This is a genomic window from Nonomuraea sp. NPDC026600, assembly GCF_040638335.1.
In the GTDB taxonomy this organism is placed as follows: Bacteria; Actinomycetota; Actinomycetes; order Streptosporangiales; family Streptosporangiaceae; genus Nonomuraea.
Window position 1 is genome coordinate 1 of sequence record NZ_JBEZYD010000051.1, and the last position, 23,093, is coordinate 23,093.

24 protein-coding genes are annotated in these 23,093 nt (G+C 69.3%); 15 read left to right on the forward strand and 9 right to left on the reverse strand.

The features are described from left to right. The first annotated feature begins 285 nt into the window (after nt 1–285). The gene (locus AB0F17_RS58785) at nt 286–762 is read left to right on the forward strand and encodes a GNAT family protein (protein ID WP_358043767.1); all 477 of its coding nucleotides are present in this window, start codon (nt 286–288) and stop codon (nt 760–762) included. An 18-nt stretch (nt 763–780) separates the two neighbouring features. Here the strand turns inward: AB0F17_RS58785 and AB0F17_RS58790 are convergent, their stop codons facing one another. Further along, complete coding sequence (locus AB0F17_RS58790) at nt 781–2,196, reverse strand: MFS transporter (protein ID WP_358043770.1); 1,416 nt, start codon at nt 2,194–2,196, stop codon at nt 781–783. Between the two features lie 102 nt (nt 2,197–2,298). Here AB0F17_RS58790 and AB0F17_RS58795 point away from each other — a divergent pair, with 102 nt between their 5' ends. From AB0F17_RS58795 to AB0F17_RS58820, 6 genes are all read left to right on the forward strand, one after another. Continuing rightward, the gene (locus AB0F17_RS58795) at nt 2,299–2,913 is read left to right on the forward strand and encodes a winged helix-turn-helix domain-containing protein (RefSeq protein ID WP_358043773.1); all 615 of its coding nucleotides are present in this window, start codon (nt 2,299–2,301) and stop codon (nt 2,911–2,913) included. A 219-nt stretch (nt 2,914–3,132) separates the two neighbouring features. Continuing rightward, the gene (gene rpsB / locus AB0F17_RS58800) at nt 3,133–4,149 is read left to right on the forward strand and encodes a 30S ribosomal protein S2 (protein WP_358043776.1); all 1,017 of its coding nucleotides are present in this window, start codon (nt 3,133–3,135) and stop codon (nt 4,147–4,149) included. Between the two features lie 292 nt (nt 4,150–4,441). Beyond that, complete coding sequence (tsf, locus tag AB0F17_RS58805) at nt 4,442–5,275, forward strand: translation elongation factor Ts (protein WP_358043779.1); 834 nt, start codon at nt 4,442–4,444, stop codon at nt 5,273–5,275. Nucleotides 5,276–5,398: 123 nt separating this feature from the next. After that, nucleotides 5,399–6,097, forward strand: a complete 699-nt coding sequence (gene pyrH, locus AB0F17_RS58810; protein WP_250907579.1) for a UMP kinase — start codon at nt 5,399–5,401, stop codon at nt 6,095–6,097. A gap of 43 nt (nt 6,098–6,140) precedes the next feature. Beyond that, nucleotides 6,141–6,698, forward strand: coding sequence for a ribosome recycling factor (gene frr, locus AB0F17_RS58815; protein ID WP_358043782.1), 558 nt, complete (start codon nt 6,141–6,143; stop codon nt 6,696–6,698). 70 nt (nt 6,699–6,768) lie between these two features. Next, on the forward strand, nt 6,769–7,608 hold the full coding sequence (locus tag AB0F17_RS58820; protein WP_358043786.1) for a phosphatidate cytidylyltransferase: 840 nt from the start codon (nt 6,769–6,771) through the stop codon (nt 7,606–7,608). Nucleotides 7,609–7,820: 212 nt separating this feature from the next. On the opposite strand, the gene AB0F17_RS58825 is transcribed toward AB0F17_RS58820, so the two are convergent. Then, nucleotides 7,821–8,843, reverse strand: a complete 1,023-nt coding sequence (locus tag AB0F17_RS58825) for a suppressor of fused domain protein (protein WP_358043789.1) — start codon at nt 8,841–8,843, stop codon at nt 7,821–7,823. A gap of 132 nt (nt 8,844–8,975) precedes the next feature. Between AB0F17_RS58825 and rlmN the strand changes: the two genes are divergently transcribed. After that, nucleotides 8,976–10,076 carry a 23S rRNA (adenine(2503)-C(2))-methyltransferase RlmN gene (rlmN, locus tag AB0F17_RS58830; RefSeq protein ID WP_358043792.1) on the forward strand — a complete coding sequence of 367 codons (1,101 nt, stop codon included), beginning with the start codon at nt 8,976–8,978 and terminating at the stop codon, nt 10,074–10,076. A gap of 1 nt (nt 10,077) precedes the next feature. Here rlmN and AB0F17_RS58835 read toward each other — a convergent pair whose 3' ends face one another. The 3 genes from AB0F17_RS58835 to AB0F17_RS58845 all read right to left on the reverse strand — a co-directional run bounded on the left by AB0F17_RS58835 (nt 10,078) and on the right by AB0F17_RS58845 (nt 12,190). After that, the gene (locus AB0F17_RS58835) at nt 10,078–10,779 is read right to left on the reverse strand and encodes an SGNH/GDSL hydrolase family protein (protein ID WP_358043795.1); all 702 of its coding nucleotides are present in this window, start codon (nt 10,777–10,779) and stop codon (nt 10,078–10,080) included. 80 nt (nt 10,780–10,859) lie between these two features. Next, complete coding sequence (locus AB0F17_RS58840) at nt 10,860–11,531, reverse strand: hypothetical protein (RefSeq protein ID WP_358043798.1); 672 nt, start codon at nt 11,529–11,531, stop codon at nt 10,860–10,862. Beyond that, the gene (locus AB0F17_RS58845) at nt 11,528–12,190 is read right to left on the reverse strand and encodes an ATP-binding cassette domain-containing protein (RefSeq protein WP_358043801.1); all 663 of its coding nucleotides are present in this window, start codon (nt 12,188–12,190) and stop codon (nt 11,528–11,530) included. The genes AB0F17_RS58840 and AB0F17_RS58845 overlap by 4 nt, the downstream gene beginning before the upstream one ends. A gap of 140 nt (nt 12,191–12,330) precedes the next feature. Here AB0F17_RS58845 and AB0F17_RS58850 point away from each other — a divergent pair, with 140 nt between their 5' ends. After that, complete coding sequence (locus AB0F17_RS58850) at nt 12,331–12,879, forward strand: DivIVA domain-containing protein (RefSeq protein ID WP_358043803.1); 549 nt, start codon at nt 12,331–12,333, stop codon at nt 12,877–12,879. An 81-nt stretch (nt 12,880–12,960) separates the two neighbouring features. Here the strand turns inward: AB0F17_RS58850 and AB0F17_RS58855 are convergent, their stop codons facing one another. Genes AB0F17_RS58855 through AB0F17_RS58870 form a run of 4 tightly spaced genes read right to left on the reverse strand, consistent with a single transcriptional unit; the run spans nt 12,961 to nt 16,570 of the window. Further along, nucleotides 12,961–13,614 (reverse strand): HAD family hydrolase, encoded by a 654-nt coding sequence (locus AB0F17_RS58855; protein WP_358043806.1) that lies wholly within the window; start codon nt 13,612–13,614, stop codon nt 12,961–12,963. Between the two features lie 39 nt (nt 13,615–13,653). Further along, entirely contained in the window at nt 13,654–15,510 is a 1,857-nt protein-coding gene (gene iolD / locus AB0F17_RS58860) for a 3D-(3,5/4)-trihydroxycyclohexane-1,2-dione acylhydrolase (decyclizing) (RefSeq protein ID WP_358043809.1), read from the reverse strand. Further along, nucleotides 15,507–16,346 carry a 5-deoxy-glucuronate isomerase gene (gene iolB, locus AB0F17_RS58865; protein ID WP_358043812.1) on the reverse strand — a complete coding sequence of 280 codons (840 nt, stop codon included), beginning with the start codon at nt 16,344–16,346 and terminating at the stop codon, nt 15,507–15,509. Before iolB ends, iolD begins: the two co-directional genes overlap by 4 nt. Continuing rightward, entirely contained in the window at nt 16,343–16,570 is a 228-nt protein-coding gene (locus AB0F17_RS58870) for a hypothetical protein (protein ID WP_358043815.1), read from the reverse strand. Before AB0F17_RS58870 ends, iolB begins: the two co-directional genes overlap by 4 nt. A 266-nt stretch (nt 16,571–16,836) precedes the next feature. Here AB0F17_RS58870 and AB0F17_RS58875 point away from each other — a divergent pair, with 266 nt between their 5' ends. The 6 genes from AB0F17_RS58875 to AB0F17_RS58900 are packed head-to-tail and all read left to right on the forward strand — an operon-like array spanning nt 16,837 to nt 23,091. Then, on the forward strand, nt 16,837–18,231 hold the full coding sequence (locus AB0F17_RS58875) for an extracellular solute-binding protein (protein ID WP_358043818.1): 1,395 nt from the start codon (nt 16,837–16,839) through the stop codon (nt 18,229–18,231). Beyond that, nucleotides 18,206–19,141 carry a sugar ABC transporter permease gene (locus AB0F17_RS58880; protein ID WP_358043821.1) on the forward strand — a complete coding sequence of 312 codons (936 nt, stop codon included), beginning with the start codon at nt 18,206–18,208 and terminating at the stop codon, nt 19,139–19,141. Before AB0F17_RS58875 ends, AB0F17_RS58880 begins: the two co-directional genes overlap by 26 nt. Then, nucleotides 19,138–19,956, forward strand: coding sequence for a carbohydrate ABC transporter permease (locus AB0F17_RS58885; protein WP_358043823.1), 819 nt, complete (start codon nt 19,138–19,140; stop codon nt 19,954–19,956). Before AB0F17_RS58880 ends, AB0F17_RS58885 begins: the two co-directional genes overlap by 4 nt. Further along, nucleotides 19,956–21,026, forward strand: coding sequence for an ABC transporter ATP-binding protein (locus AB0F17_RS58890; RefSeq protein WP_358043826.1), 1,071 nt, complete (start codon nt 19,956–19,958; stop codon nt 21,024–21,026). The genes AB0F17_RS58885 and AB0F17_RS58890 overlap by 1 nt, the downstream gene beginning before the upstream one ends. Further along, nucleotides 21,023–22,207 (forward strand): CehA/McbA family metallohydrolase, encoded by a 1,185-nt coding sequence (locus AB0F17_RS58895; protein ID WP_358043829.1) that lies wholly within the window; start codon nt 21,023–21,025, stop codon nt 22,205–22,207. Before AB0F17_RS58890 ends, AB0F17_RS58895 begins: the two co-directional genes overlap by 4 nt. Then, the gene (locus AB0F17_RS58900) at nt 22,198–23,091 is read left to right on the forward strand and encodes a TIM barrel protein (RefSeq protein WP_358043832.1); all 894 of its coding nucleotides are present in this window, start codon (nt 22,198–22,200) and stop codon (nt 23,089–23,091) included. The genes AB0F17_RS58895 and AB0F17_RS58900 overlap by 10 nt, the downstream gene beginning before the upstream one ends. Nucleotides 23,092–23,093: the final 2 nt, after the last annotated feature.

A 23,093-nucleotide genomic window follows, 5' to 3' on the forward strand; every position in this document is an offset into this window, starting at 1 on the left:
CAGCTGGCCACACCAACGACCAATAACAATCAAGCACATCAAGGGGTCAAAATTCAGACGACGCCAGGGGGTCCAGATTCAGCCGTCGTTGACACGCGGATCGGGCTTTTGGTGGGTGAGTGGGGGTGGGGAATCGGAGGTGGGGTGAGTGGGCATGCGGTGAGTTTGTGGGAGGGCGGGGGGTCGTCGGAGGGGTGAACGTAATTCTGTGGAGGAAGGGGGTGGGGAGCGGTAAGGCTGTGGATAACCGCTGGCATCGGGGCCGGGCGGGGTTGAGGAGGCGGCATGATGGAGCTACGCGGATCTCGGGTGGTCCTGCGGGACGTCGTACGGGACGACGAGGCGCGGCTGCGGGAGATCGTTGGGACGCCTGAGGTGGCCCGGTGGTGGGGGCCTGTCGATGAGTTCGACGACATGCTGGCCATCACGGTCGGTGGTGAAGTGATCGGGGCGATTCAGTACGAGGAGGTGGAGGATCCGATGTATCGCAGTTCGGGGATCGACATTTTCCTCGGACCCCAGTGGCATGGATGCGGATTCGGCCAGGAAGCTGTTCGTACGTTGGCACGATGGTTGATTGAGGAGCGGGGGCATCATCGGCTGACGATTGATCCTGCTGCGCACAACACGGTCGCCATCAACGCCTACGAGCGCGTGGGGTTCAAGCGGGTGGGGATCATGCGGGCTTATGAGCGGGATCCGGTGACTGGGGAGTTTCACGACGGGCTGCTGATGGATCTGTTGGCGGGTGAGTTGGTCTAGCCGAGTGAGCGGTTGCGTCTAGACAAGCGGGTCGCGCTCAGCCAAGCGCAAAGGGTGTAGGTCGTCGGAAACTTGAGGGGAGAGTTGCGGCGTCGGACCTGTGGGATCCGACAAGGGGCGGTGGCGGCGGGGGCGCAGGGGAGAGGTCCAGATCCAGATCGTGCTGAGTGCGATGCCGGCCGCGGAGACGATGATGACGGGACGCAGGCCCGCGAACTCGGCCAGTGCGCCGCCTGCGAGGCTGCCCAGGGCCATGACCCCCTGTACGGCGAAGGTCAGGGTGGCGTTGACGCGGCCGCGGAGTTCGGGGGCGGTTTCGCGTAGGACGATCGCGCCCATGCAGGTGGCGAACGCGACCACGACGCCGCCCGTGATCGTGCCGGTGAGGGTGAGCAGGGTCAGTTTCCACCAGAGGGGGCCGTTGAGCAGGCCCACGGCCAGGATTTCGATCGGGAAGAAGAGCACGGAGACGAGCAGCACGCGGTTCTCGCCGTAGCGTTTGGCGGCGCGGGTGGTGATCCAGGCGCCCAGGAGGCCGCCGACGCCGCCGAGGGCGATGAGGGCGCCGATGAGGCCCCGGGGGATGCCGAGGGTGTTCACCATGTAGAGCATGTACACGGCCGTATAGGCCATGGCGAAGAAGTTGATGGTGACGCCCGCGCCGAGGAGAGCGCGCAGGACGGGATGGGTGATGCCGGCGCGGAGCCCTTCGGTCACGTCTCGCCACATGCCTCGCGAGGGGGCGGGCTCGTTCTGCTCCGGGGTGCGGATCGAGCGCAGCAACAGTGCGGAGGCCAGGAACGACAGCGCCTCCGCGAGCACCGCCAATGGGGCCGTCAGGAGTTGTACGAGGAGTCCGGCCAGGCCGGGGCCGCCGACTGAGGCGACCGAATAGGAGGCGTGGAAGCCTGCCATCGCCTCCGTTCGCTGTTCGGGGGAGACGACTGCGGCCACGTGGGGGAAGTTCGCGGCCTTGAAGAGTACGCCTGCTGAGCCGATGACCAGGGCGACGACGATCAGCCAGAACGCGTTGAGTACGCCCAGGAGCCAGGCGAGGGGAACCGTCAGGGCGGCGGCGCAGGAGACGAGTTCGCAGGCGATCATGAGCGGGCGGTGGCGGGAGAGGCGGTCGGCGATCGCGCCCGACTGGAGGCCGAGGAGCAGGGCGGGCAGCGTGGCGGCGGCTGTGAGCAGGCCCATTTCCATGGGGGAGGCGGCGAGGAGGGTGACGGCGGTCAGTGGGACGGCCAGCTTGGACACCTCGGAGCCGGTGATCGAGATGGTGCGGGCCGTCCAGAGCAGTCGATAGTCGCGCTGATTGCGGAGTGGGGCGCGGTCTGGCGCCGACGGGGGGTCCTCGGAGAAGGCCATGTCGCGGGGTGGAGAAGGGGCCGCCGTGCTCGGGGGTGGGGTGGACGGGACGGGGGTGGGCATGGGAGGGCTCCTATTTGTGAAGGGAATGCTTCATAACTATGAAAGTAACCCTTCAGAGTTATGAAGGCAATGCTTCACGTCTCTTCCGGGTACCTTTGGGCCATGACGCTGGAGAGGGAGAGCCTCAGCGACCCCAAGGCGATGCGGGCTCTGGCGCACCCGGCCCGGCTGGCGATCCTGAATCGCCTGGGCGTCGAGGGCAGTGCCACCGCCACCGAGGTCGCCGAGGTCGCCGGCATCACCCCGAGTGCCGCCAGCTATCACCTGCGCATGCTGGCCAAGTACGGATTCGTGGAGGATGCGCCGCCGCGCGGTGATGGGCGGGAGCGGGTCTGGAAGCCGGTGGGTACGCCCCTGTCGGTCGGCGTGCAGCCCGGCGATCAGCCGGAAGTGCGTGAGGCCAAGCACCTGCTGATCCAGGCATTCCGTAGGGAAGCGGACGAAGAGGCTCGGCGGGCGCTGGAGAACATCGATCAGGAGCCCGAGGAGTGGCGCGCGGTGACCACCTTCAGCCGCCTGATGCTGAGGCTCGACGCCGACGAGATGGCGCGGCTCAATGGGGAGGTCGAGAAGCTGTTCTCGCCGTACCTGGCGCGCAACCGCGATGAGGGGGCGGCGCCTCCCGGGGCGAGGATCGCTGAGGCCCAGGTCAATCTTTTCCCGCATGTGAGGAGGGCGGCACCGGGGCTGCCCACGGAGGACCACGACGCGGGCTGACCCACAACGGTCAGGCCGGGGCGGCGTGGGAGGTAGACTTTTGGGTGGCCTGTTATCACAGGCCGACTTCGCATGCCCCATCGAGGACCGCGCCCTCGGTCCGAGCTACGGCTCGGCTGGAGCGGTTTCGGGGCATCAGGGCGGCAGCCACTGGGCTGCCGCGTCACAACCGAGAATTGCGCCCGCCCGCACGGGCGCACAGACCTGGAGGACCAGCACATGGCCCCCGTCGTTACCATGCGACAGCTGCTCGAAAGTGGCGTTCACTTCGGGCACCAGACGCGCCGCTGGAACCCGAAGATGAAGCGTTTCATCTTCACCGAGCGCAATGGCATCTACATCATCGACCTGCAGAAGTCGCTGGCCTTCATCGACCGCGCCTATGACTTCGTCAAGGAGACGGTCGCCCACGGCGGCACGGTTCTGTTCATCGGCACCAAGAAGCAGGCGCAGGAGGCCATCTCCGAGCAGGCGGCTCGCGTCGGCATGCCGTACGTGAACCAGCGCTGGCTGGGTGGCATGCTCACCAACTTCTCCACCGTGCACAAGAGGCTTCAGCGCCTGAAGGAGCTCGAGGAGCTCGACTTCGACAACGTCGCCGCATCCGGGCTCACCAAGAAGGAGCTCCTCATGCGCCGGCGCGAGAAGGACAAGCTCGAGCGCACGCTCGGCGGCATCCGTGACATGGGCCGCGTGCCCAGCGCGGTGTGGATCGTCGACACCAAGAAGGAGCACATCGCGATCAGTGAGGCCAAGAAGCTTGGCATCCCTGTCGTCGCGATCCTCGACACCAACTGCGACCCCGACGAGGTCGACTACCCGATCCCCGGCAACGACGACGCCATCCGCGCCGTCGGCCTGCTGACCAGGGTCGTCGCCGATGGTGTCGCGGCCGGTCTGATGGCCCGTTCGGGCGCCGCCCGTGGTGACGAGAAGCCCGCTGCCGCCGAGCCGCTGGCCGAGTGGGAGCGCGAGCTCATCGAGCAGGGCACCGCTGAGCAGGCCGCTCCTGAGGCTGCCGAGGCCGAGGCCGCTGAGGCCGCCGCTCCCGAGGCCGAGGTCGCTGCCCCTGAGGCTGAGGCCGCCACCGAGGTCGAGGCTCCGGCCGAGGTTGAGGCCGAGGTCACGGCTGAGGCCGAGGTCACGGCTGAGGCCGAGGTCACGGCTGAGGCCGAGGTCGCGGCTGAGGCCGCTCCGGCCGCCGCCGAGGGCGAGACCGAGCAGCAGCAGGCCTGATCGCTCACGCCTCGGGTCATGCCGAGGCGACGAGCAGTCGCGCGGCTCAGCGAGGGGACTCGCAAGGGCCGAGCACGGCCAAGCGCAACCGTAGAGGCTGCACCCGGCGGCGGGGTGAACACCCCGCCGCCGGGCACGGCCGGAAGAGCCGGGCAAGGCCGCGAACGGCAGGGCTGCTGCCCGGTAAGAATCCGAGCTCCTGTGCGGCAGCCGCCGGCCGTACGAACCGTAGGGTGGGCGCCGGATCGCCGACACCACCCGATCCACGACGAAATCCCACAAGGAAAAAGCAATGGCTTCCGTGAACATGGCCGACGTCAAGCGGCTTCGCGAGATCACCGCTGCCGGCATGATGTCCTGCAAGAAGGCGCTCGAAGAGGCTGACGGCGACATCGACCGCGCCATCGAGCTGCTGCGCCTCAAGGGCGCCAAGGACGTGGGCAAGCGCGAGACGCGCACCGCCTCCAACGGCCTGGTCGCGCTCAAGCAGGACGGCGAGTCCGCCGCGGCGCTGCTGGAGCTCAACTGCGAGACCGACTTCGTGGCCAAGGCCGAGCGCTTCCAGGAGCTGGCCGGTCAGGTTGTCGCGCACATCCTGGCCACCAAGCCGGCCGATGTGGCGGCGCTGCTCGAGTCCTCGTTCGACGGCAAGAGCGTCAAGGAGCACCTCGACGAGGCCAACGTGGCGCTGGGCGAGAAGATCGAGATCCGCCGGTTCTCGGTGCTGGAGGGCGGCTACGTCGGCGCCTACATGCACCGCACCGACCCGGCGCTGCCGCCGGCCGTCGGCGTGCTGGTCCAGCTGGACAAGCCGAACGCCGAGGTCGCCAAGGACATCGCGCAGCACGCCGCCGCGATGGCCCCGCAGTACCTCAACGCAGCGGCCGTGCCCGCTGACGTCGTCGACAAGGAGCGCAAGCTCTTCGAGGAGATGACGCGCGAGGAGGGCAAGCCCGAGGCCGCCATCGGCAAGATCGTCGAGGGTCGCGTCAACGGCTGGTACAAGGACTTCACCCTGCTCCAGCAGGCGTTCGTCAAGGACAACAAGAAGACCGTCGGCAAGTACGCCGAGGAGAACGGCACCGAGGTGCTGGCCTTCGTTCGCTTCAAGGTCGGCCAGGCTTAGGCTTGAACGAAATTCCAGCCCATCGAACCGCCTAAGAGGGAGGCCGCCGCCGTGCAGGAGAACCAGGAGCCAGCTACGTCGGCGGCTTCTTCATATCAGAGCCCGCTCCGGTGGAAGCGGGTCATGTTGAAGCTGTCAGGTGAGGCGTTCGCCGGTGGCGAGCCGCTGGGGATCGACCCGCTGGTGGTCGATCACCTGGCCGACTCGATCGCCGAGGCCGTACGCGAAGGCGTGCAGGTGGCGGTGGTGGTCGGCGGCGGCAACATGTTCCGCGGCGCGGCGCTGTCCGAGCAGGGCATCGACCGCGCCCGCGCCGACTACATGGGCATGCTGGGCACGGTCATCAACTGTCTCGCGCTGCAGGACTTCCTGGAGCGGCGGGGCGTCGAGACCCGTGTGCAGACCGCCATCACCATGCAGCAGGTCGCCGAGCCGTTCCTGCCGCGCCGCGCGATCAGGCACCTGGAGAAGCAGCGCGTGGTCATCTTCGGCGCCGGGCTCGGCTCGCCGTTCTTCTCCACCGACACCGCGGCGTCCCAGCGCGCCCTGGAGATCGGCGCCGAGGCGCTGCTCAAGGGTACGCAGGTGGACGGGGTCTACGACTCCGACCCGCGGAAGAATCCCGACGCGGTCAGGTTCGACCACCTCGACTACGGCGAGGTGCTGATCCGCGACCTCCAGGTCATGGACGCCACCGCGATCAGCCTGTGCAAGGACAACGACCTCCCGATCGTCGTCTTCGACTTGATGGGCGAGGGCAACATCCTGCGAGCGGTCCGCGGTGAGAAAATCGGCACGCTGGTGAGTCCCGCAGGCAAATGAGGGAGTGCGCCCGACATCGCCAGCTAGAAGACAGGGAGCCGCTGTGATCGACGAAACCCTCCTCGAAGCCGAGGAAAAGATGGACAAGGCCGTTACGGTCGCGAAGGAGGACTTCGCGAGCATCCGGACGGGCCGGGTCACCCCTTCGATGTTCAACAAGATCCATGCCGAGTACTACGGCACGCCGACCCCGATCCAGCAGTTGGCCTCGTTCCACGTACCCGAGGCCCGCATGATCATCATCCAGCCCTACGACAAGGGCTCGATGGCTGCGATCGAGAAGGCGATCCGTGACTCCGACCTGGGCGTCAACCCCGGCAATGACGGGGCGGTGATCCGCGTGTCGTTCCCCGAGCTGTCGGAGGACCGGCGCAAGGAGTACATCAAGGTCGCCAGGAACAAGGGCGAGCACGCCAAGGTGTCCGTGCGCAACATCCGCCGCTCCGCCAAAGAGATCCTCGACAAGATGATCAAGGACGGAGAGGCGGGCGAGGACGAGGTCCGTCGCGCGGAGAAGGAGCTTGACGACATCACCCAGAAGCATGTCGCCAAGATCGACGATCTGCTCAAGCACAAGGAAACCGAGCTGCTCGAGGTCTGAGCGGCGCGCCGCACGGCCCTCGCCCGGTGGCGGGGGCCGTGGCACAGGGAAGGCCCAGGGAAGAGACTCTGTGGAAGAACGTACGGCTGGCTCCAGCCCGAGCGGCGGCAGCCGTACCGGCCGGAACCTCCCTGCCGCGATAGCGGTGGGCGTGGGGTTGGGCGCGCTGGTCATCGGCACGCTCTACACCGTTAAGGAGCTCTTTCTCCTGGTGCTGGTGGGTGCCGTGGGCGTCGGGGTGGTGGAGCTGACCCAGGCGTTCGGCAGCCGCGGCATCAAGGTGCCGACCGTGCCCGTGCTGGGCGGCATGGTGGCGATGCTGGCCGGCGCCTACTGGGGTGGGCCCGTCTGGCTGCTCGGCGCGTTCGTGGTGGTCGTCTTCGTGCTGCTGATCTGGCGGATGTTCAGCGCCGGCACCGCCGGATACGTACGTGACGCGACTGCCTCGGTGTTCATCCTGGTCTATCCGCCGCTGCTGGCCGGGTTCGCGGCGCTGCTGCTGGCGCCGGGCGACGGCCGGGAGCGGGTGGTCATCTTCATCGCGGTGACCGTGGCCAGCGACATCGGCGGCTACATCGCGGGTGTGCTGTTCGGAAAGCACCAGATGACCGTCATCAGCCCCAAGAAGACCTGGGAGGGGCTGGCCGGGTCCGTCATCGCGTGCGTCGTGGTGGGAGCCTGGCTGGTGAACTGGCTCATGGGCGGGCAGTTCTGGCAGGGCGCCCTGATCGGTGCGCTCGCGGCGCTGCTGGCGACCGTCGGGGACCTGATCGAGTCGATGATCAAGCGCGATCTCGGCATCAAGGACCTGGGCTCGATCCTGCCGGGCCACGGCGGCCTCATGGACCGGCTCGACTCGCTGGTGACCACGCTGGTGCCGGTCTGGCTGCTGATGACGCTGTTCTTCTGACACGCCCCGCCCGCCGCGCCCCGCTCGTGATGCGACCGCGCCCGTCTGGCTCTGGTCCCGCATTCCGCACGTCATCACAACTGGCCCATGTTTCCGCACTCCCCGCCGCACTTCGGCTGAGGTCCTTCTGAGGAGTGGGAGTGGTGATCGCTGGGGTCCTTCTGGGGGTGTGAGCGACGCTGGTGACGAAGCGGTACGTGCGGAAAACGCGGCTAGTGGTGTTGTTCCTCCATCGCCTCAGTGGTGACCGGCTGCAGCCAGAGCCAGCGGACGGCCTCACCCCCGAAGGCGAATCCTGATAAATCAGGCATGGCGGGTGGGTCGGCCACCATCACCACCCCCGAGTACTGCGGGCCCAGCGGGAACGTGGCCGGCTCGTGATACCACTTGGCCGTGTGCCCGTGCCCCAGCCACGTGACCGAGTGCCACGGATACTGAGACAGCCACACGAGCAGCAGCGCCGCCTCGCGCGGATCCTCGCGGGTCGCCACGGCCAGCTCGATCCGGGCGTACGCGCCCGGCCGGTCGATCCACTGCTCCACGGTGGGCATCCGCTGGCAGCTCATCCCGACCGTCGACAGCACCGTGAACTCCCGATGCCCGTACGGCGGCCGCTCGCTGATGCCGATGGACGGCAACCGTTCCCCGCTCGCGTCCCAGTAGCGGCCCGCGGGCCCGAGCGCCCGCTCCAGATGCCCCATGACGAACTCCTGGAACGACGCCCAGGACCCATCCCCATGCCGCCACCGCCAGTAGGACCTGGCGTTGGCGATACGCGGCCGCAGCCCTTCGAGGGCCTCGGACAGCGCCCAGGCGAACGGGGTCTCGCCCACGGTGTCACGGGCGTAGCCGGGCATGCCCCTGCTCATGTCGGCCCACCCGGGGATGACCGCCAGCAGGTCGTCGTCCTCGTACACCGCGACCCCGTCGCCCTCCTCGAACCACAGCACGGTGAGCTGCCCGAGCGGCCGGCGCCCGGCCGGGTGGGTGGTGTTGGCCCTGGGCATGAGCGGCGGCAGCCCGGAGTTGAGCCGGGCCAGATCGACGACCGGGGGCGCGGGACGGTGGTTGGCCAGCCACACGGCGCCGTGCACGGCGCCGTCGGGCGAGCACAGGTAAGCTACCGAGGCGTCCTCGTCCCGCTCGACCACGAGCGTCCGGCTGCCGTACGGGTTGCCGGCGGTGAGGACGACCTCGGTCTGCCCCTCGCCAGATGCCGACCGGAAAATCGCCATACGAGATGCACTCTAGATCGGCCGCCAACCTCATGCGAGGGCTACCGCCACCGGGAGCTCCCTCATGGAATGTCACTTGGGAGCCGAGCGTTCACTACCCTGGTCGGTAACCACCCAAGCAAAGGCAGAAACGTGTCCCAGCAGCCAGGTCAGCTCACCTTCGTCGCGCCGCGCAGGGCCAAGCCGGCTCGGCACCTGGCGGACCTGTCCATGCCTGACCGGCGCGCCGCGGTGGCCGAGCTCGGCGAGAAGGCGTTCCGCGCCGACCAGCTCTCCCGCCACTACTTCGAGCGCCTGACCGCCGACGTGCACGCGATGACCGACCTGCCCGCGGCGGCCCGCGACAAGCTGTCGGTGCTGCTGCCGTCGCTGCTCACCCCGGTCAAGGAGCTGACCACCGACGGCGGCACCACCCGCAAGACGCTGTGGCGGCTCTTCGACGGCGCGCTGGTCGAGTCGGTGCTCATGCGTTATCCCGACCGGGTGACGATGTGCGTGTCGTCGCAGGCCGGTTGTGGCATGAACTGCCCGTTCTGCGCGACGGGCCAGGCCGGGCTGACCCGCAACATGTCCACCGCCGAGATCGTCGAGCAGGTGGTCTCCGGCGCCCGCGCGCTGGCGGCGGGGGACGTGCCCGGCGGTCCGGGCCGGGTGAACAACGTGGTCTTCATGGGCATGGGCGAGCCGCTGGCCAACTACAAGCAGGTCATCGGGGCCGTGCGCCGCATGGTGGAGCCCGCCCCGCACGGTCTCGGCATCTCGGCGCGCGGCGTCACGGTCTCCACGGTCGGCCTGGTGCCCGCCATCGCCAAGCTCGCCGACGAGGGTCTGCCGGTGACGCTCGCGCTGTCCCTGCACGCGCCCGACGACGAGCTGCGTGACACGCTGGTGCCGATCAACACGCGCTGGAAGGTGTCGGAGGTGCTCGACGCCGCCTGGGCGTACACGGCCAAGACCAAGCGGCGGGTCTCGATCGAGTACGCGCTGATCAAGGACATCAACGACCAGGAGTGGCGGGCCGACCTGCTCGGCAAGCTCGTACGCAACAAGCTGGTGCACGTCAACCTGATCCCGCTCAACCCGACGCCCGGCTCCAAGTGGACCGCCTCCCGGCCGGAGGACGAGCGGGCGTTCGTGCGCCGGCTCGAATTCCACGGCGTGCCGGTGACCGTCCGCGACACCCGCGGCCGCGAGATCGACGGCGCCTGCGGCCAGCTCGCCGCCGCCGAGTAGCTCAGGAAGAGCGTACGAACCCCTCGACCAGGTCCGCGATCATCCCGGCGCCCCGGCTGTTCAGGTGGACGGTGTCGGTGGTCAGCAGCAGGCCGCGGCTCTTGGCGATCGCGTCGAAGCGGCGCCCGAGAAAGAAGTGCTGCATGGCGGCGGTAGGCGCCAGCAGGCTGTCCGCCCGGTAGTGGACGCGCGGCGTGTGGTCCGCCTTCTCCAGGTACGCCACCATCTGCTCGTTGAGCGGAAGGTACGTCACGAACTGCTCGGCCGCGACCTTGCGCACGATCTCCCCGAACTCCGATGTCCGCCGCAGCGCCACGGAGTCGAGGTCCTCACCGAGCACCGGCGGGGAGATCAGCGCGATCCGCGCCCGCGTCTCGTCCTTGAGCCGGGTGGTGATGGCGGCGAGGTTCGCCGCGTACCCGTCGGGGCTCGGGTCTTCGGCGAGCTTCCACCGGTTGCGTAGCTTCTGGGCGGTCTGCTCGCCGAGCGTGGCGGTGGCGTCGTTGGTGCCGATGAGCACGGTGACCACGTCGGGGTCCTGCTCCACGACCTCGGAGAGCCGGTCGAGCACATGCGCGGAGACGTCGTAGTTGACGCCCGCGTTGAGCACGGTGCCGCCCGTCAGCCGGGACTCCAGCAGCTTCACATAGTTTCCGCTGACCTGACCACGCGTGATGCTGTCGCCTACACAGATCACCTTCATAACGCCCGCTCCTCATAGGTGGGTGAGTACTCACTAACCTAGTGGCTCAAAGAGGCGCGTGTGACGTTCTGTCGTGTTTTTCAGGGCCGGGTACGGCGCAGCCAGGCGTAGCAGGCCAGGCCGAGCAGGCACCACGCCAGCGAGATGGCCGCGAGTTCGGGCAGCCGGGCCGTCAGCTCGGCGGAGTTCGCGGACTTCATCCAGGTGACGATCGGGATCGTGATCCAGTACAAGGGCGACGCGCTGAGCATCAGCATGGCCAGGAAGCCCAGCAGCAGCGCCATGATGGAGATCGCGGGGGAGGGCAGGATCGCCCGGCTGGTGAGCGCGCCGAGCGCGACGCCGGCCAGCGCGGCGATGCCGGACAACGCCAGGATCGCGGCGAACTCCCCGGGCGCCGGGACGGCGCTGACGCCCAGCGCCAGACCCCAGCCCAGGGCCAGCGCGACCAGCACCAGCGACGTCACGAGCGCCGCCAGCAGGCCCGCGCCCAGCTCGCGCAGCCGGCCGCCCACGCTGATCGCCGAAAGGGCCCGCTGCTGGTCGGGCTCGGTGTCGAGCAGGCTCCTGCTGGACCAGGCCAGGATCGGGATCACCAGCACCACGGCGTCCGTGAGGACGGCGGTCTCGGCGCCCTTGGGCGCGCGGCTGCCGTAGACGATCGCGACCAGCACGAGCATGAGCAGCAGCGCCTGGTAGACGCGGTGAGACCGGATGTAGGCGGCGACGCGGAACACGGTCAACGCGATCATGGCTGCTCCTCGGTGACGATGTCGTGCACCCGGTAGCCCTCGTCACGCATCCTGGCGATGAACGACCGGACCTCGTCCACCGGCAGATCCACCCGTACGGTCGCCCGCTGCCCCACCGTGCCCTCCTTGACCTTGCCGTCCACCACGGTCCAGTGCCTGATGGAGGGAAGGTGGCGCAGGCCGCCCTGGTGGTCGCTGACCACCACGATGGCGCCGCCCTCGGAGAGCTCGGTGACGATGGACGGGAGCACCTCGCGGGTGTCGGCGTCGAGCCCCGCGAACGGCTCGTCCAGGATGAGCAGGCCGGGGCCGCACATCAGCGCCTGGGTCAGCCCGACCTTGTGGGCGCTGCCCTTCGATAACTCGCCCAGCCGCAGGCCGAGCAGGTGGGCCATGCCGAGGTGTTCCGCCCAGGGCTCCCAGCGCGCGCCGCCGCGTACGCGGGACATATGGCGCAGATAGCCGGAGACCGTGAAGGGCTGCTCCATCGGGAAGCGGTCGGGGGCGAAGCCGACCACCGCCGGGCGCTCGTTGATCGTGCCCGACGAGGGCTGGGTGAGCCCGGCCAGCAGGCGGAGCAGCGTGGACTTGCCCGCACCGTTGACGCCGGCGACCTCGATCACGTCACCGGGATCGAGGTGCGCGTCCACGTCCTTCATGACAGAAGGGTCACGTCTTCGATAACGGAAAGAGACCTTTGACAATCGCATGGTCCGGTAACGGTATATCTCAATTCGTCTTGTCAGGATAAAGAGCCCCACAATATGAGTAGCCCCAGCACACCGCAGAAGGAGTGAGCTTGAATCGCTTTCCACGCGTCATGGGCATGCGTTCAGGCTATGACCCAGTCGAGGTCGACGCCCTGATCGGGCGGATCGAGGCGACACTGGGAAGGGGACCGCGCGAATTAGAGCAGGTCACGGCCGACGACGTGCGCAGGGCGACGTTCCGGGCCAAGCGCGGCGGCTATCAGGAGACCGCGGTGGACTTCGCGTTGGAGGCGTTCGTGGTGGCGCTGGAGACGCGGGCCAAGAGCCCCGTACGGCTGGCCATGACCGAGCCGACCGGCGAGATGCTGCGCGAGGAGTGGTTCGAGACGCAGGCCGCCCGGGTGGAGCGGGTGGCCTTCCGGCCCGGGCGGATGGGCACGGGCTACAACGAGGACGAGATCGACGCCTTCCTGGACCGGATCGTGGCCACGCTGCGCGGCACCACCGACTACCCGTTGACGGCCAAGAACGTCCGCGAGGCGAAGTTCTCGACCGTGCTGCTGCGGCCCGGCTACCTGATCGCGGACGTCGACTCGTTCCTGGCGGGCATCGCCGACGTACTGAAACAACGCACCTGACCCGGCGGACAGCGCACCTTACCCGGCGGACAGCGCGCCTGACCCGGCGAGCGGGCGCCTGGGACGGACAGCGCGCCCGGCTCAGCGGGCGGCCTTCTCCACGACGGACAGCAGCCCGCTCAGGTCGGGCAGCACCTCCTGAAGGATCGACGGGTCCTTCGGCCGTTCGGCCTGCCGGTTGATCCAGACCCGGTTGATGCCCAGCCGGTGCGCCGGCTCCATGTCGTGCATGTAGCTCTGCGCCACGTGCACCCACGGGTCGGGCGCGTGCACCCGCCTGAACCGGTCGAAATGCGCGTCGGCCGGCTTGTAGGCGCCCACGTCCTCGGAGGTCACCACCGCGTCGAACGGCACCGGCAGCCGCCGCTGCGTCTCTGCGATGAGGTCCCGGTCGCAGTTGGTGAGCAGCGCCAGGTTCCAGCCGGCCGCCCGCAGCGCCGACAGCTCCGCGCCCACCTCGGGAAAGACCGGCCAGTACGGGATCGTGGCGGCCAGCACCGAGACGTCCTCATCGAACAGCGCCACGCCCTCCTGAGCGCACGCCCGGCGCAGCGACTCCGCCATCACCCTGCGGTAGCGGAGGCCAGGTGACTCCTCCTGGACCGCGGCTTCGTGCCGGATGTAGGCCGCCAGCAGCCGCGCTCCCTGACCGGGAGCCACCAGCTCGGCGCTGGTGGAGATGCCGTGCCGCCAGTCGACGAGAGTGCCGAAACAGTCGAACGTTACCCATTTCATGCCTCCCATCATGGGGCATGACGATCTCCGCCCAACTGGTCAGCCGGGCGTGATGTGCGGCTTCTGGGCGCTCTTCTCGGACTCGTACGACGTGCGGAGCGACCGGCCTTCCGGCGCGGTGGAGACCTCGGCGACCGGGACGTCCCACCACGCCTCCGACGACGGGCTGTCCAGCAGGGGGTCGGCACGGACGTGGACGACGGTCGTCTCCTCGGCCGCGCGGGCCGCCTCCAGCGCCTTGCGGAAGTCGGTCAGCGTGTCCGGCCGCAGCACCGTGGCGCCGAGGCTGGCCGCGTTCGTGGCGAGGTCCACCGGCAGGCCGGCGCCGTCGTAGCGGCCGGAGCCCCGGTAGGCGTAGGAGGTGCCGAGCCGTCCGGCGCCGACGCTCTCGGAGAGGCGGCCGATCGAGGCGAAGCCGGAGTTGTCCACCAGCACCACGATCAGCTTGACGCCCTCAGCGACGGCCGTGACCAGCTCCTGGGCCATCATCAGGTAGGAGCCGTCGCCCACCATGACGAAGACCTCGCGGTCGGGGACGGCCATCTTGACGCCCAGCCCGCCGGCGATCTCGTAGCCCATGCAGGAGTAGCCGTACTCCACGTGATAGCTGCCGGGACCGCTCGGCCGCCAGAGCTTGTGCAGGTCGCCGGGCATCGAGCCGGCCGCGCAGACCACCACGCCGTCGTCGCCGGCCGCGGCGTTGACCGCGCCGATCACGGCCGACTGCGGCATCGGCCGGCCGTCCAGCGCGTACGCCTCGTCCACCACCGCGTCCCAGGCGGCCGACAGCTCGGCGGCGCGCGAGCGGTACGACTCCGTGGTGCTCCAGCCCGCGCAGGCCCCGGCCAGCTCGGTCAGGCTCTCGCGGGCGTCGGCCACCACCTGGAGCCCCGAGAGCTTGGCCGCGTCGAAGCCGGTGATGTTCAGGTTGACGAACCGCGTCCCGGCCGCGAAGAGCGAGCGGGAGGCCGTGGTGAAGTCGCTGTAGCGGGTGCCGACGCCGATGATCAGGTCGGCCTCGCGGGCCAGCGCGTTGGCCGCGGTGGTGCCGGTCACGCCGACCGCGCCCATCGCCAGCGGATGCCCGTACGGCAGCGCGCCCTTGCCCGCCTGGGTCTCGGCGACCGGGATGCCGCATGTCTCGGCGAAGGCCCGCAGCTCGGCCGTGGCCTCGCTGTAGATCACCCCGCCACCGGCGATGATCAGCGGCCGGCTCGCAGACTTGATCAGCTCGGCCGCCCGCGCCAGGGCCGACCGCTCGGGGCGCGGTCGCGGCACGTGCCAGAGGCGGCGCTCGAACAGCTCGTCCGGCCAGTCGTACGCCTCGGCCTGGACGTCCTGGGGCAGCGCCAGCGTCACCGCGCCCGTGTCGGCCGGGTCGGTGAGCACCCGCGTGGCGGCCAGCAGCGCCGATGGGAGCTGTTCGGGCCGGTTGATCCGGTCCCAGAAGCGCGACACCGGCTTGAAGCAGTCGTTGACCGAGATGTCGTAGGAGCGGGGGTCTTCGAGCTCCTGGAGCACCGGATTGGCGACCCGGGTGGAGAACACGTCGCCGGGCAGCAGCAGCACGGGCAGGCGGTTGATCGTCGCGCCCGCCGCGCCGGTGATCATGTTGGTCGCGCCGGGCCCGATCGAGGTGGTGCAGGCCAGGGTGGACAGCCGGTTGCTGGCCCGCGCGTAGGCGGCGGCCGTGTGCACCATCGCCTGCTCGTTGCGGCTCAGGCGGTAGGGCAGGTCCTCGGTCGAGGTGGCCAGCGCCTGGCCGAGCCCGGCGACGTTGCCGTGGCCGAAGATGCCGGAGCAGCCGCCGAACAGCCGGTGCTCGACGCCGTCGCGCTCGCTCCACTGCCGGGCCAGGAAACGCACCACGGCCTGCGCCACGGTCAAGCGGGTCATGAGGTCCTCCCGAACGGCAGTCTCGGGTCGATGTCCTGGCCTTCCCAGGAGGAGCGGATCCAGGCGTGCCGGGGGTCGTCGCAGAACGCCATCGACCGCTCGTCGGCGGGACCGGCCAGGACGTTCAGGTAGTACAGGTCGTAGCCGGGCGCGGCCATCGACGGGCCGTGGTAGCCGTACGGCACCAGCACCACGTCACCGGACGAGACCTCGGCCAGCGTGTCGATCTGGCCCCGCTCGGAGCCGTAGACGCGCTGGTAGCCCAGACCGTCGCCGGCCACCTCGAAGTAGTAGATCTCCTCGAGCACGGCCTCGCCCTCATGCAAGGTGTCGTGCTTGTGCGGGGGATAGGACGACCAGTTGCCGCCCGGCGTGAGCACCTCCACGGCCACGAGCTTGTCGCACTCGAAGACGCCGGGGGCGCAGAAGTTGTTCACCTGGCGGCTGGCCTGGCCCGCGCCGCGGATCTCGACCGGCACCGCCGAGGCCGGGACGTACCGGGGAGCCAGCCGCCGGGTCGCCCGAGCGGACGGGAACGCGATCTGGCCCGACCCCTCCACCGTCACATCAGTAGAAATCGGGATATAGGCGAAATCGGAGGGGCCGGCGAACACCGACGCGCGGCCCGTCAGCTCGAACCGCTCGGTACCGCACGTCACCGTGCACGAGCCCGACAGCGGCAGGACCAGCATCTCCTCCTCGCCGGTGGAGAAGGAGACCGGGTCGTCGCCGAGGTGGGCCACGCGCAGCCCCGAGTAGGTCCAGCCGGCCAAGGAGGGCGTGATCTCCACCGACCACGGCCCGTTGGCGGACTTCCCGTACGGAAGGTATGTCATGAGCGCACCTCTCGAACCAGGGCGGCCGCGCCGTCCATGGCGGCGGCGACGTCGTCGTCCGGAGGGTAGAGCAGCGCGCGGCCGATGACGAGCCCGCGCACGCCCGGCAGGCGCAGCGCGCGGTCCCAGCCGGCGTAGGCCGCGTCGATGTCGGGCGGGTCGCCGCCGAGCAGCAGCGCGGGCAGCGTGGTGGCGGCCATGACGCGTTCCATCTCGGCGACCACGGGGATCTTCAGCCAGGTGTGGACGGAGCCTTATTGCCTACTAAGGCATATTGTCATGACATTCGGATGTCCGCTATGTCAGAGATTGTGCCCCGGCCGAATCTCCTATGGGCGGATCACTTAACGGCGGACCGTCACCGAGACCTCCTCGTAATAAAGATGCAGCATGCGGACATATGGGCGAAATATCGGCAGACCTTTACGTCATCTGGATGTCATGACATATTGGCCGTCTTCGTGTCTTTAGGACGTGTCGGAGGGTTTGTATGGGATTGCGGAATCGGTCGGTAGGCGTGGTCGCGGTCTTCGCCGTGTCCACGCTGGGGCTCGCCGCGTGCGGCCAGTCGTCCGGCGGTGACAGCGGTGGCACGATCGAGTTAACCATCGCGCAGAACGCCATCGCGGGCGGCAAGAACGCGGCGGCGGCCGACTTCCTCGCCAACTGGGTCGTCCCCAAGTTCGAGGCGGCCGAGAAGGCGAAGGGGAAGGACGTCAAGGTCAAGTTCGTCCCCAGCGGTGTCGACGACGAGCAGTACAAGACCAAGCTCTCCCTCGACCTGAAGTCGGGCAAGGGCGCGGACGTGATCGACATCGACGGCATCTGGGCCGGCGAGTTCGCCGAGGCGGGCTACATCAAGCCGCTGTCCGACGTCGTCGGGGCGAGCGCCGACGGCTGGGACGGCTGGCAGCAGATCCCCGAGTCGGTTCAGGGGCTGGCCACGTTCAACGGCAAGAAGTACGCGCTGCCCGTCGGCACGGACGGCCGGGTGCTCTACTTCAACAAGACGCTCTTCCAGAAGGCGGGCCTGCCGGCCGACTGGCAGCCGAAGAGCTGGCAGGAGATCCTCGACGCCGGCACCAAGCTGAAGTCGTCGGGCGTCCCGGTGCCGATCCAGATCAACGCGGGCACCGCGATGGGCGAGGCCACCTCGATGCAGGGTGTGCTCCCGCTGCTGGCGGGCGCGGGCGGTGAGGTCCAGAAGGACGGCAAGTGGACCGGGGCCTCTCAGCCGCTCAAGGACGCGCTCGGCCTCTACCAGAAGATCTACGGCGGTAGCGGCCTCGGCGATCCCAAGCTCCAGCAGGAGGCCAAGGGCCGCGACAAGTCCTTCCAGCAGTTCGCCGGCGGCAAGATCGGCATTCTGATGGAGGGCGACTACTTCTGGCGCGGCGTCGTCAACCCCACAACCGGCGTGGCCAAGATGGCCGACCGCGACCAGACCGTGGGCTACGCCATGATCCCGGCCATGGAGCCGGGCAAGGGCCTGCGCGGCCAGGACTTCGTCAGCATGTCGGGCGGCGCGCTGCGTACCGTCAACCCCAACAGCAAGCATCCGAAGGAGGCCTTCGACCTGCTGGCCTTCACGCTCTCGCCGGATGCGCTGAAAGAGGAGACCAAGAACGGCAACGTGCGCATCACCCCGCGTACCGACGTCAACAAGGAGATCCTCGCCGGGGAGCCGCTGCTGACGTTCATCTCGGAGAAGGTGCTGCCGCTGACGGCCTACCGGCCGCCGGTCGCCGTCTACCCGCAGGTGTCGGCCGCGCTCCAGGAGGCCACGGCCGCCGTCGTCGGGGGCACGGCACCCGACCAGGCAGCCGCCGACTACCAGAAGAAACTCGAAGGAATCGTCGGTGGCGCAGGCAACATCGCCTCCTGAGGCTCCTGAGGTCATCGACGAGGCGCCGGCCCGCCGCTACAGCTCGGACGCGGCGGGCCTGGGCAGGCTGAGAGCGGGCGCCTTCGTGGCGCCCGCGCTGGCGCTGATCGCGGTTTTCCTGGTCTTCCCCGCGCTCTGGGTCCTCTATCTCGGCCTCACCAACTACCGCCTGACCGGCACCGCCGCCGCCGAGCCCAAGCTCGTCGGCTTCGACAACTTCGTCAAGGCGGTCTCCGACCCCGCGTTCTGGAACTCCACCTGGCTGACCGTCCAGTTCGTGCTCGGCTCGGCCGTCATCGGCCAGGTCGTGCTCGGGTTCACGATCGCCTGGCTGATGCGCGATCGCACCGGACCGCTCAAGCGGGCCGTCGAGGGCCTGGTCATCCTGGCCTGGATCCTGCCCAGCGCCGTGGTCTCGTTCCTGTGGGTGGCGCTGCTGGACCGCGACGGGGGCACGCTCCAGGCGCTGCTCCACCTGCCGGGCTTCGCGCCGCTGCTCGACCACCCGATGCTGTCGATCGTCGTCTTCAACACCTGGCGCGGCGCCGCGTTCTCGATGATGCTGTACGGCGCCGCGCTCGGGAACGTGCCGCCCTCGCACCTGGAGAGCGCCCGCCTGGCCGGGGCCTCCGGCTGGCAGCAGTTGCGTGACGTGGTGTTCCCCCACATCAGGGGACACATCCTGACGAACCTCCTGCTGATCAGCCTGTGGACGTTCAACGACTTCACCCCGTTCATGCTCACCGCGGGCGGGCCCGACGGTCAGACCGAGGTGCTGGCCGTCCACGTCTACAAGGTCGCGCTGCTGGGCCAGGAGCTGGGCTACGGCGCCGCCGTCTCCACGGTGATCCTGCTGATCAACCTGGTCGTGGCGGTGTTCTACCTGCGCCTGCTCAGGAGTAAGAAATGACGCGGTTCGTGCTGGGCCGGATCGGCTTCTACACGCTGATCGCGGTGCTGCTGGCCTTCTTCACCATCCCCTTGCTGTGGCTGGCCGCCGCGCCGTTCACCTCGGACCCCACCTACGAGGTCCGGGTGCCCGACTTCACGCTGGACAACTTCACGGCGATCCTGGAGCACCCGTACGCGCTCCCGTCGCTGCTGAACTCGCTGGTGCTGGCGGTCGGCACCGCCCTGCTCGTGGTGCTCTTCGCGGCGCTGGCCGCGTACGCGCTGAGCCGGGTGCGGCTGCCGGGGCGCGACGCGCTGCTCTACGCGCTGCTGCTGCTGTCCTCGATCATCACCGGTACGGCCGCGATGGTGCCGCTGTTCCAGTTGGCCGTCGAGCTGAACCTGATCGACTCGCAGTTCGGGCTGATCCTCATCCTGAGCGGCGGCCTGCTGCCCGCGGCGATCTTCATGCTCAAGGACTTCATGGACTCGACGCCGAAGTCGTACGAGGAGTCGGCGCGCGTCTTCGGGGCCTCGCCGCTGCAGATCGTCCGCCACGTGGTCGTCCCCCTGGTACGGCCGGGGCTGGCGACGATCGCGGTGTGGGCCGTGGCCAACGTGTGGGGCAACTTCCTGATGCCGTACTTGCTGCTGAGCGATGTCGAGAAGCAGCCTGCGGCAGTCATCATGTACACGCTGTACACCGAGGGCGGCCAGGCCAACCTCACCCTGCTGTCCACGTTCGGCCTGCTCTATTCGGTCCCTGTGGTGCTCATGTACCTGTTCGTCAGCAAGAAGTACGGCTTCCGCTTCCACGGAGGGATCAAGCGCTGATGGCCGCAATCGAACTGCGAGGACTGACCAAGGTCTATCCCGGGGGGGTCAAAGCGCTCGACTCGCTCGACCTGGCCATCCCCGACGGTGAGTTCTTCGCCCTGCTCGGCCCGTCCGGCTGCGGCAAGACCACGCTGCTGCGCACGATCGCCGGGCTGGAGACCGCCACCGGCGGCGCCGTCGTCATCGGCGACCGCGACGTCACCGGCGTCCAGCCGGGCGGCCGGGACATCGCGATGGTCTTCCAGGACTACGCGCTGTTCCCGCACATGGACGTCAACGACAACATCGCCTACCCCCTGCGCATCAAGAAGGTCGGCAAGGCCGCCCGGCAGCAGAAGGCCCTGGAGGTCGGCACCCGGCTGGGCCTGGACCAGCTCATGGACCGCCGCCCCGGCCAGTTGTCCGGCGGCCAGCAGCAGCGGGTCGCGCTGGCCCGCGTCATGGCGACGCAGGCGCGGGCGTTCCTGTTCGACGAGCCGCTGTCGAACCTCGACGCCCGGCTCCGGCTGGAGGCCCGTACGTTCCTGAAGAAGCTGCAGCGCGAGCTCGGCGTCACCACCGTCTTCGTCACCCACGACCAGGCCGAGGCCCTGGCCATGGCCGACCGGATGGCCGTCATGGAGGCCGGGCACATCCGCCAGATCGGCACGCCGGCCGAGGTGTTCCAGCGGCCCGCCAACACCTTCGTCGCCGCTTTCATCGGCTCGACGCCGATGAACCTGCTCGACGGGACCGTCCGCGGTGACACGCTGGAGGTGGCCGGGTGCAAGGTGCCGGTCCCTGTCTCGGCCGAGGGCTTACTGGCCGACGGCGAGCGGATCGTGTACGGCGTGCGGCCCGAGTACAACACCTACTCGGCCGAGCCCGCCGAGGGCTCGCTGGGCGGAAAGGTGGCCATCGTGGAGAACCTGGGCGCGTCCCACCTGGTGACACTGGAGGTCGGCGACGTGCTCGTCCAGGCGGTCGTGCCCGAGGGCGACGAGCCCGAGCTGGGCGTCGACGGCTTCGCGACGCCCCGCCGCGACCGGGCCCTGGTCTACCGCGACGGCGAGCTGGTGTCGGCATGACCCTGATCCACGGCCACTGGAGCCTGGACGACCGGCTGGAACGGATCCTGCGCGAGGTGCCCTTCGAGGTGCCCGGCGGCACCGGCGCGCTGACCGTGCGGCTGAGCTTCGACCGGTCGCTCGGGGTGCTCGACCTCGGGTGCGGCTCGCCGGACGGGTTCCGCGGCTGGTCGGGCGGTGCGCGCGACGAGTACACGATCACCACCGACTGGGCCACGCCCGGCTACCTGCCCGGCGAACTGCCGGCGGGGACGTGGCAGGTGTGGCTGCGGCTGCACCGGGTGCCGCCGCAGGGCCTCGACTTCACGCTGGAGATCCGCACCGAGCCTGCCGTGCCGCCTCGGCCGGTGGCCGAGGAGCCGCCGCACGGGGAACGGCCGCCGCGCCGCGACCTGCCCGGCGTCGACGGGCTGCGCTGGTTCGCCGGCGACTTCCACGCCCACACCGTCCACAGCGACGGCGTGCTGACCATCCCCGAGCTGGCCGAGCTGGCCAAGGGCCGCGGCCTCGACTTCCTGGTCGTCACCGACCACAACACCGTCAGCCACCACCCCTGGCTCGGGAACGACCGCGGCATCGCGCTGCTGCCCGGCCAAGAGGTCACCACCGACCGGGGGCACGCCAACGTGTTCGGCGACGTCGGCTGGGTGGACTTCCGGCAGCCCGCCGACTCCTGGGTCCGGCACGCCGCGCGCGAGGGCGGGCTGATCTCGATCAACCACCCGCTCGGCGGCGACTGCGCCTGGCTCCAGCCGGTGACCGAACGGCCGCGGATCGCCGAGGTCTGGCACTCCGGCTGGTGGGACCGGCGCTGGGGCGCGCCCCTGGCCTGGGCCGACGCCTGGCACCCCGACCTGGTCGCGATCGGCGCCAGCGACTTCCACCGTGTCGGCGACGACGGCCTGCCGGGCGCGCCCACCACCTGGGTCCTGGCCGAGGACACCAGCACGATCTTCGATGCCGTCGCCGCGGGACGTACCGCGATCTCCGCGGGCCCCGGCGAGCCGCTGCTGCTCAGACTGGGCGACGAACTGCTCGCGCTCGACGCCGACGGCCTCGTCCTGGTGCGCCCCGGCGGCGATCGCCAGGTCATCCGCGGTGAGCGGGTACTGGTCCCTGTGGGAGAGGGAAGGCATCGCCTGGAAACGTACGAGAACGAGGTAATCGCGCTATGCGAGTAATACAAGTCGCCAACGCCCCCGTGAGTTTCGGCGTGTTCGAACTGGCCGACGCGCCGCCGCCGCTGACCGCCGACCGGATGGTCCGCGCGCTCGCCGACGCCGGCTACGCGGGCATCGACCTGGGACCCATCGGCTATCTCGGCACCGGCGCGGATCTGGTGAAGCGGCTCGACGGGCTGCTGCTCGCCGGCGGCTGGGCCGACCTGCGCTACAGCGACCCCGCGGAGTTCGAGAAGGGGCTGGTGGCGCTGGAGGCGACGCTCGACGTGTTCGCCGCCGCTCCGGCCGCGCCCGAGCACCTGGCGCCGCGGCCCACACTCGGTTGCTCGGGCTCCCCGGCCAGGTTCGCCAGGCCGGGCGGGAACGCTCCGGGGCTGGCCGCCGCCGACTGGCCCGGCTACGCCTCGCGGGTGCAGATCGCGGCCGACCGCTGCCGGGAACGCGGCTTCGAGCCCGCCTTCCACCACCACCTCGGCACGTACATCGAGACGCCCGAGGACGTCGAACGGCTGCTGGAGCTGACCGACGTGCAGCTCTGCCTCGACACCGGCCACCTGCTGCTGGCCGGCGGCGACCCGGTGACCGCGCTACGCGACTGGTCGGCCCGGGTCGGCCATGTCCACATCAAGGACGGCGACACCGCGATACTCGGCCAGGCCCTCGCCGACGGCGTGGACCTGCGCGAGCTCATGGGCCGCGGCGGGTTCGCCCCGCTGGGCGAGGGCGAGCTGGACCTGCCGGGTGTGGTCCGCGTGCTCGACGAGATCGGCTACCAGGGCTGGGTCATCGTCGAGCAGGACACCCTGCCGGGCCGCCGGTCGGTTGAGCGGAACATCGCCGATCAGGCGGCCAATCGCGAGAAGCTGAGAGAACTGGGACTGTGACT